Source organism: Acinetobacter sp. USHLN143, from assembly GCF_037145695.1.
In the GTDB taxonomy this organism is placed as follows: Bacteria; Pseudomonadota; Gammaproteobacteria; order Pseudomonadales; family Moraxellaceae; genus Acinetobacter; species Acinetobacter fasciculus.
This window is the reverse complement of the sequence record NZ_JBBCWZ010000008.1, coordinates 62232-70055: the sequence shown is the minus strand read 5'-3', so window position 1 is coordinate 70055 and position 7824 is coordinate 62232. Positions and strand designations below refer to the sequence as shown.

The following is a 7824-nucleotide window of genomic DNA, read 5'->3' as shown; positions in this document are numbered from 1 at the left end:
TGGTCAACGAGCTGCCAATATCATGACTTTAATCCAGTCAGCAAAGCTGAATGGCTTGGATCCGTATGCCTATTTAAGTGATGTGCTGAAAAGGTTGCCAACACATAAAGTACCCCAAATAGAAGAATTACTACCTCACCGCTGGAAACCTGAACCCCGTTAAAACTTGGCGATGGCGTTCAGCGGATGCTTACATCGGTTTTTATGTTAAAAACCGATTCTTCAATTTATTAAAAACGCTATTTTTATTGGTATTTATTTTAATCAGTTAATTTTTTTTTGGTCTTCCTTTTGTGGTAGGAATAAGATCTTTAAACCACAAGCCAACCGATCGTTCCGATTTTAATTCTGGGGATAATAAGGGGTGAGAATCCCTCATATTGCTCATTACCATTGAAGTAATTTCTTTTCGTGATAAATGAGGATGGATGGCATAAATTCGTTTAGCAATTTCGCGAGCTTTATTTCTAGCAATATCTTTGTCTTTAGGTTCTTGTTTAGATAATTCTTTCTGACTAGCAATGAGTTGATAAATTGATTCCTTTGTTACAAGTAAGTTATTTTTGGAGATGGTATATGAGGTTCTAAAATTACATTTCTGTCTAAATGCTTTAATAGTTATTGGAGTGGGAGTGTATTTGAGAACATTCCAACCATGTTTTATTGGATAAGTGTGGTCGTGTATTTCGTCCGGTGAAATATCTGTTAGTAGTGTATATAGTCTATTTTTTCTTTTTAAATCATAAGCTAATGCAATATCTAGACTATGAGTTGTATTCATTATAAGTTTGTAAATCTCAGGGATGTATGTGAAATGAGGTATGACAAATTTTGGATTCGATTCAAAGTTAATAAATTTCAGCACATAAATTCTTTTGTAGTCGACTTCTGTTTCTCCTTCTAATCTAATTTGATTAGCTATAGATATATTGTTAGCGGTTGATCTTTCTTGTCTGTTTTTAAATAAAAAAGATAGAACTTCTAGAGCTCTATCTTTCTTGAACTGAATTTCCTCATGATTAAGGTTTTTGATTAAGTCTTTATCCTTGTCATAAATTACGCCGATACAACAATCTACAATGCGAAAACAAATAGTAATTTTACGTTGATAAATTAGATTAATCATTTCATCAAGTGTAGATATGATTTTCTCTGCTCGTAATTTAGTGAAAGCGATATTAAAAGAGTAATGCATTAATTAAACCGAAATTTTTCTAAACTGAATGATATTTGGATCTTCCAATTCATTAAGTCTTTGAGCTAATTCCTGTACAGTTGGATTGTAATAACGCATGAGCATTTTTAAATCTTTATGACCGGTAACTTTTGCTAAGTCTTGAATTGGAAGTTTCTTCGCAAGGCGTGTAGTAGCTTCATGCCTTGTGTCATGAAAGTTTAAATCAGTGATTCCTAATCTATTACTTACAACAAGCCAAAAATCATGCGATAGAGCATTGGATCTATTGGAAATGGTTAAAACTTTATCGCTATCCAATCCTTTCATCAATTCCAATAACTGAATTGCACGTCTAGAAAGCGGAACTTTTCTTGCCGTACCATTTTTTGTATCGGGCAGAAGTACGTGATCTTCATATACATTGCACCATTGTATATTGGTGATTTCACTTGCTCGCATTGCGGTTTCTAGGGCAAATAAAAATGCCCAAGCAACTTGTTGGCGTTTGGTGAGAGGTTGATAAGTCCCATCATATTTGAAGCCTTTAAGAATAATCTCTATTTCATGATCTGTAATACGGCGTTCTCTATGAGGGGCTTGAGTGGGTTTAGCTACATCTGTTAATGGGCTAGTTTTTAAAATACGTAACTCTTGACGTGCATATTTGAATACACTTCCAAGTGCCCCTAAATCGGATTTGACCGTAGAAGTTGAGACCTTAGACAAACGATCATTCCTAATTTCAATCATGTCTAATTGGTCTATATGAGTTATTGGTTTCTTCATTGGCTTAGGATAGTCATTTATTAGCTTTCTTAGCCGTGAAGCTGTTTTATCTCCTCCTTTCATATTCGGAGCTATGTTATGAATATACTTATTAATCAGTTCAGCGAGAGATATAGCTGATAATTTTTGTACTCGATCTTCTTTTTTCTTTTGATTTGGATCAATTCCTTCGGCAATTTGTTTTTTAATTTCATCGCGTTTTAAGCGAGCTTCCTTAGCTGAAAAGATTGGGTATTCACCTAATGTTGTTGTGTTCTTCTTACCATTAAATGTGTAAATCACTTTCCAAACTTTTCGACCGGTCGTAGAAGTGAAGAGATATAGCAATTCACTATCAAAATTTTTAACAGTTTTATCGTTAAGAGGCTGAATAGCTTCAATTTGCTTTACAGTGAGCATATTTATCGTATCTAGAAAAAAAGAAGTATTTAACTACCAACCTAACTACTTGATAGTTGGTTTTGGAGTGTTATTGATGGTAATTGTTAGGGGTGTGGTTTTCAATAAAATTTATTTAAAATAATAACTTATGATCATTTTTTGACTAAATGTTTTTGAGTGTTAGTTAAAGTAGATCGCAATCATATGGCGATTTATTGAGTTATTCAGATTCAAGTTTAGAGATTCAAAAAGTCCCGCTTTCGAGCGGGATTTTTTATGACATTTTAATTATATTTATTTAATCCAGCCCATTCGAATTAAAGGCGAAAATAACCAATAATGAATACCCAAAATAAAGTTCATGATTTGATTCTCATATTTCCACCACAATGGTAATCCAGCTAAATTTACTGTTATTGCCATCAGAAACGCACCCAGCATATCAATCGGAAAATGCACACCGACATAAACACGCGACCACGCTACCAGCCAAGCTGTCCAGATTAGAATTCTTCCCAAGTCTCGCTGCGGTGAAAAATAATAGGCGAAGGCAATCCCACTAAAAATACTCATATGGTTGCTGGGAAAAGAACCAGTCGGTGCATGTTCAATCAGGGTGCGACCAACATCCATCACAAACGGGCGTGGGGTATTGAGTACCGCAGACAATACTTCACTCATCAATAATGTAATAGCTGTAAAGATGAAGGCTTTAATAATCCCTGTTTTTACTTCGTAACTACCACGGAACCAAGCAATAGCAAAAATCAGCAAAAAGAGATAAACCAGGTCATGCGCAATCAGGGAGGCATAGTTGATCATCCAGATTGAGGCTTGGTCGGGTACATTTAAGATATGAAACAGGTAAAGATTCAGTTGGTCAAGGGACATGAGCAGAGAGGACTGGAACAAATGTCCGTTACTCTAAACCGGTCAAACCTCAATTCCTACCTGAGTTTGTATGAATTTGTAGCCTCGCTTTTTAAAGAATATTCACATGATAAAAAACCACTCAAAAGAGTGGTTCTTAAAAGTCTGAATAATATAATGAGGTCTTATTTAAACTGAATCGCTCCATTCGCGCTGACGGCCATTTGCGATTCGCCTGCTGCAACTTCCTGCTCAGGAACCGCCATATCAGCCGATGCAGATTTCATCATGGCCATACGCGGTACTGGCTGTGGTGAATAATTGTTAGTATTCAGGTTTAAGTTCACCAGTTGATAACTCGGTTTGTTCCAGGTCTGGGTGAGTGCCTGTGCGCGTTGCTGGAAGTTTTTGGTGGCTTCAATCATCAGCTCGCTTTCAACTTTTTTACGCTTTTCGTCAGATACCTTGAAATTAATCGACTGGGTCTGGAAGTGCTGTTGTAATTCAGCAATCAATTGAGATGTCGCTTTAAAATCTTTTGATTCCAGACGAATCTGGGCACGACCACGCCATTCTTTTAATTTGCGGTTGTCATTGTCATAAATAGGGTAAGTACTTTGTGCCCCAGTCTCGATTTTCACAGTTGGATATTTGCGTGCTGTGGCAATTGCTTGATTCATCAGCTGGTTAATTTGAGTGGCCAGTTCAGCTGGTTGTTTGTTGGATTTTTCAATATAAAGCACAGCATGCATTTCATCATTTGAGATTTCACGGCTGGCCTCTGCTGAAAGATTAACAACATTATAATTCAGAGATTCAGCAGGAGCTGCAAATGCGCCTGTGGCGAGGGTGCTGGCAAGGATCAAACTGGTAAGTGCTAAGAGACGCATGAAATTGTCCTGTTTTTCTTAAAATTGGCCATCTAAGCCGTTGTTAAAATATTAAATCTCAATTGTGATCTTTTTACGAAATATTTGTCGTAAGAGTGTTAAATTTTCTTTAATTTTATCTCATTATTTAATTTATATTTATTATTAATAATTAAATACTTAATGAATAATTTTGAGATTGATTACCTGAATGTCGCCTACGCTACAAAAAAGCATAAAAGAACACGCTTTTCTTTCTGCTGTCACACTGTAAGATGATGATTTAGGGGATGGATTAGCATGATGTTTTTTTTCGATAAAGATTAGGACAAAATGTGACTGAAAGTTGTTTATTTTCCTGAAAAATTCGGTATCATCCGCCTCCTAGTTATTCGAATACAAAACTGCTAGCTAGAACCTTTATAAAGCGCCGAGTCAAAGGACCAAACGTCACCAGACTTATTTCTTTCACCCATATCAGAGATGGTAATTCGATATGAGCGTTACTTCTGTAAACCCTGCCACCAATTCCACAAACGAATACTACTTGACTCGCCAAAGTCAGATGGAATCGAATGTGCGTAGTTATCCACGTAAATTACCGTTAGCGATAGCGAAAGCACAAGGTTGCTGGGTTACCGATGTTGAAGGTACTGAGTACCTTGATTGTTTAGCTGGGGCAGGGACGTTGGCATTAGGCCATAATCATCCTGCGGTCATTCAAAGTATCCAGGATACGATTGCAAGCGGTTTACCATTGCATACCCTGGATCTTACTACTCCTTTAAAAGATGCTTTTACTGAAGCACTTCTTTCTTATCTTCCAGGTGGCCAAGAAGAATACTGCTTGCAGTTCTGTGGTCCATCCGGTGCAGATGCAACCGAAGCCGCGATTAAACTGGCGAAAACCTTTACCGGTCGTAGCTCAGTGATCAGCTTCTCTGGCGGTTATCACGGTATGACTCACGGTGCATTGGCAATGACAGGTAACCTGTCTGCGAAAAATGCAGTGAACGGCTTGATGCCGGGTGTACAGTTCATGCCATACCCGCATGAATACCGTTGCCCATTGGGTCTTGGTGGTGAAGCCGGTGTTGATGCCCTGACTTACTACTTTGAAAACTTCATTGAAGATGTAGAAAGTGGTGTGACCAAACCTGCAGCTGTAATTCTTGAAGCGATTCAAGGTGAAGGCGGTGTGGTAACGGCGCCAGTAAAATGGTTGCAAAAAATCCGGGAAGTGACTGAAAAACACAACATCGTATTGATTCTTGATGAAGTTCAGGCTGGTTTTGCACGTTCAGGCAAAATGTTTGCATTCGAACACGCAGGGATTGAACCTGATGTTGTAGTGATGTCTAAAGCCGTAGGTGGTAGCTTGCCGCTTGCCGTACTGGGTATTAAACGTAAGTTTGATGCTTGGCAACCTGCTGGTCATACCGGTACTTTCCGTGGTAACCAATTGGCGATGGGTACAGGTCTTGCAACGATCAATACCATTAAAGAACAGAACCTGGCTCAAAATGCACAAGAGCGTGGTGATTTCCTGCAAGCTGAACTTAAAAAACTGGCTACTGAATTCCCGTGTATCGGTAACGTGCGTGGCCGTGGTCTGATGATCGGCGTTGAAATCGTAGATGAGCGCAAAGATGCGGATCATATGGGTTCTTTACCTGCTGATGGTCAGTTGGCTGCAGCGATCCAAACCGCTTGTTTCAACAATAAATTATTGCTTGAGAAAGGTGGTCGTAACGGTACAGTGATTCGTTTACTTTGCCCGTTGATCATTACTCAAGACGAATGTGTTGAAGTGATTGCTCGTTTCAAAAAATCGGTTGCTGAAGCACTAGTTGCAGTTCGAGGCGCATAATTCATGGTAGATTTCGCAGAACATCGTAAAGCGTTACTCTGCAATGATGCTGCATCCATTGCTGACTATCAGGCTGGCATGGACCAAGCGACCAAAGCGGTTGCGGCATGGTTGCAAAACGACAAAATGTACACTGGCGGCAGCATTAACGAGCTACGCAGTGCGATTGCATTTAATCCTTCAAAAGAAGGTTTGGGTGTAGAAAAATCTCTTGAGCGTATGGTTGAGCTATTCCTCAACAAGAGCTTAAAAGTACATCATCCACATTCACTTGCGCATCTTCACTGTCCAACAATGGTGACCAGTCAGATCGCGGAAGTGCTGATTAACGCAACCAACCAGTCAATGGACTCATGGGATCAAAGCCCGGCCGGTTCGTTGATGGAAGTTCAGCTGATTGACTGGTTACGTCAAAAAGTGGGCTATGGTGCAGGTCAGGCCGGTGTATTCACTTCTGGTGGGACACAGTCTAACTTGATGGGCGTATTGCTGGCGCGTGATGCTTGCATTGCGAAAAACTGGAAAGACGAAAACGGTAATCCGTGGTCGGTTCAGCGCGATGGTATTCCTGCGGATGCGATGCGTAATGTCAAAGTCATCTGTTCTGAAAATGCACATTTCTCTGTGCAAAAGAACATGGCGATGATGGGCATGGGCTTCCAGTCAGTGGTCACTGTTCCTGTGAATGAAAATGCACAGATGGACGTAGATGCACTGGAAAAAACCATGGCGCATCTTCAGTCTGAAGGCAAGATCGTGGCATGTGTGGTGGCAACAGCGGGTACAACGGATGCTGGTGCGATTGATCCATTGAAAGCAATTCGTGAAATCACCAATAAATATGGCGCGTGGATGCACATCGATGCGGCATGGGGTGGTGCACTGATTCTATCCAATGACTATCGTTCTATGCTGGACGGGATTGAGCTGTCGGATTCGATCACGCTTGATTTCCATAAGCATTATTTTCAAACCATTTCTTGTGGCGCGTTCCTGCTGAAAGATGAAGCGAATTACCGTTTCATGCATTATGAAGCAGAGTATCTGAACTCCGCTTATGATGAAGAGCATGGCGTTCCTAACCTGGTATCGAAGTCACTACAAACGACGCGTCGTTTTGATGCATTGAAATTGTGGATGACAGTTGAAGCACTGGGCGAAGAGCTTTATGGTTCGATGATCGATCATGGCGTGAAATTAACCCGTGATGTGGCAGACTACATTAAAGCGACTGATGGTCTGGAGCTTCTGCTTGAGCCTCAATTCGCGTCTGTCTTGTTCCGTGTGGTTCCAGCGGGATATCCGGTTGAATTACTCGATACGCTCAATCAAAACGTAGCAGACGAACTGTTTGCACGTGGTGAAGCGAACATTGGTGTGACGAAAGTTGGTCAGGTTCAGTCTCTGAAAATGACTACTTTAAGCCCGGTTGCAACGCTTGATAATGTGAAGAACCTGTTGGCGCTAGTGCTTGCAGAAGCGGATCGTATCAAGGATTCAATCGCTGATGGTACCTACACGCCACCAATTGCATAAGTGATTGTGGTGTGAAAAAAGGAGATCGAAATGATCTCCTTTTTTTGTAGGCTTAAAAAATAAAAAGGTCATTTCCCAGATCGAAATTCCCCACAAAAACACGGAAGATCTGAATCCCGTTTAGCCTGTTATTTATTTGTCATAGGCTTATGTAAAACTGGGGAGCAGGATTTATCCTGAGTTCAGTTTTATAAAAATTGTTACATGTCATTGGTCTAAAATTTTTTATTGAAGTGAATGACATAAAGAACTTAATCATTGAAATCCATAAAAATTTAATCAAGAAAAAGCCGCTAGATTAAAAATCACTAAATCGTAATAAAGCTGTAACTTAT

The 7824-nt window shown here is 39.8% G+C and carries 7 protein-coding genes; 3 read left to right on the top strand and 4 right to left on the bottom strand.

Annotation, left to right across the window (positions count from 1 at the left end; translation table 11 throughout):
* Positions 1–163: transposase domain-containing protein (locus WFH18_RS04155; protein ID WP_031980635.1), on the top strand; the 163-nt coding region annotated here is incomplete at its 5' end.
* Between the two features lie 105 nt (positions 164–268).
* Here WFH18_RS04155 and WFH18_RS04150 read toward each other — a convergent pair.
* From WFH18_RS04150 to WFH18_RS04135, 4 genes are all read right to left on the bottom strand, one after another.
* Entirely contained in the window at positions 269–1195 is a 927-nt protein-coding gene (locus WFH18_RS04150; protein WP_121980044.1) for a hypothetical protein, read from the bottom strand.
* A 3-nt stretch (positions 1196–1198) separates the two neighbouring features.
* Complete coding sequence (locus tag WFH18_RS04145) at positions 1199–2362, bottom strand: tyrosine-type recombinase/integrase (RefSeq protein WP_121980045.1); 1164 nt, start codon at positions 2360–2362, stop codon at positions 1199–1201.
* 276 nt (positions 2363–2638) lie between these two features.
* The gene (locus WFH18_RS04140; protein WP_004279704.1) at positions 2639–3235 is read right to left on the bottom strand and encodes a phosphatase PAP2 family protein; all 597 of its coding nucleotides are present in this window, start codon (positions 3233–3235) and stop codon (positions 2639–2641) included.
* A 164-nt stretch (positions 3236–3399) separates the two neighbouring features.
* Entirely contained in the window at positions 3400–4104 is a 705-nt protein-coding gene (locus tag WFH18_RS04135) for an SIMPL domain-containing protein (protein WP_004279706.1), read from the bottom strand.
* A gap of 475 nt (positions 4105–4579) precedes the next feature.
* On the opposite strand from WFH18_RS04135, the gene WFH18_RS04130 reads away from it, so the two are divergent.
* The gene (locus tag WFH18_RS04130) at positions 4580–5953 is read left to right on the top strand and encodes a diaminobutyrate--2-oxoglutarate transaminase (protein WP_004279708.1); all 1374 of its coding nucleotides are present in this window, start codon (positions 4580–4582) and stop codon (positions 5951–5953) included.
* A gap of 3 nt (positions 5954–5956) precedes the next feature.
* Positions 5957–7489, top strand: coding sequence for a pyridoxal phosphate-dependent decarboxylase family protein (locus WFH18_RS04125; protein ID WP_004279709.1), 1533 nt, complete (start codon positions 5957–5959; stop codon positions 7487–7489).
* The last annotated feature ends 335 nt before the right edge of the window (positions 7490–7824 follow it).